Below are 1,201 nucleotides of genomic sequence, written 5' to 3' on the forward strand. Positions count from 1 at the left end.
GCCAGGTGCTGCTGGCCCGCTGGTCCGGGCAGCGGGACTTCGCCGTCGGCACCGTCACCTCCGGCCGCGAGCAGGGCGAACTCCACGACGTGGTCGGCATGTTCGTCAACACCCTGGTGCTGCGCGGCAGCGTCCGCCCGGAGGAGCCGTTCCGGGCGCTGCTGGCCCGCGCCCGGGGCACCCTGCTCGACGCCCTGGCCCACCAGGAGGTGCCCTTCGAACGACTGGTGGACGCCCTCCAGCCGGAGCGGGACACCAGCCGCACCCCGCTGTTCCAGGTCATGGTGGCCCTGCACAACCTCGGCGCCGAGGCGCCCCGGCTGCCCGGGCTGACGGCGGAGCCGCTGACCCCGCCGGTGCGCACCGCCGGCTTCGACCTCTCCTTCGACTTCGTCGAACGCGACGGCGGCCTCACCGGCCACCTGGAGTACAGCACCGGGCTGTTCGACGCCCGCACCGCCGAACTGCTGGCCGAGCGGCTGACCGTGCTGCTGACGGCCGTCGCCGACGGCCCGGACACCCCCGTCGGCGACCTGCCGCTGATGACCGCCCAGGAGCGCGAGCGCACCCTGCGGCAGGGGCGCGGCGAACCGCTGCCGCAGGCACCCGACACCACCTTCACCGCCCTGTTCGAGGCCCAGGCCGCCCGCACCCCGCACGCCACCGCCCTGGTCGCTCGGGACACCACCCTCGACTACGCCGCGCTCAACGCCCGGGCCAACCGGCTGGCCCGCCACCTGGTCGCCCTCGGCGCCGGCCCCGAACAACTGGTCGCGGTCCGGTTGCCCCGCACCTCCGCGCTGGTGGTCGCCCTGTTCGCGGTGCTCAAGACCGGCGCCGCAGTGCTCTTCGTCGACCCGGAGCTGCCCGAGGAACGCGCCGCCCTGCTGCTCGACGACGCCCGGCCGCGGGCCGTGCTGACCGAACGGACCCTGCGCGACACGGCCTGGCAGGCCCTGCCCGACCACGACCTGACCGACGCCGACCGGACGTCGCCGCTGCACCCGGCGGGCACGGCGTACGTGGTCTTCACCTCCGGCTCCACCGGCCGCCCCAAGGGCGTCGCCGTCGAACACCGCCAACTGGTCAACCTCTGCCGGGACCACCGGCTCGGCCTGGTCGACCCGCACACCGCCGACGGCGAGCGGCTGCGGGTCGCACTCAGCGCCTCCTTCTCCTTCGACACCAGCTGGGAGGGCCC

1 protein-coding gene is annotated in these 1,201 nt (G+C 75.2%); it reads left to right on the forward strand.

The genetic code is table 11. From position 1 onward, the window contains the following. Window positions 1-1,201, forward strand: a 1,201-nt coding sequence (locus ACFC1T_RS38430) for an AMP-binding protein (RefSeq protein WP_375897459.1), incomplete at both ends; no start/stop codon positions are given.

The organism is Kitasatospora sp. NPDC056076, from assembly GCF_042266305.1.
Classification (GTDB): domain Bacteria; phylum Actinomycetota; class Actinomycetes; order Streptomycetales; family Streptomycetaceae; genus Kitasatospora.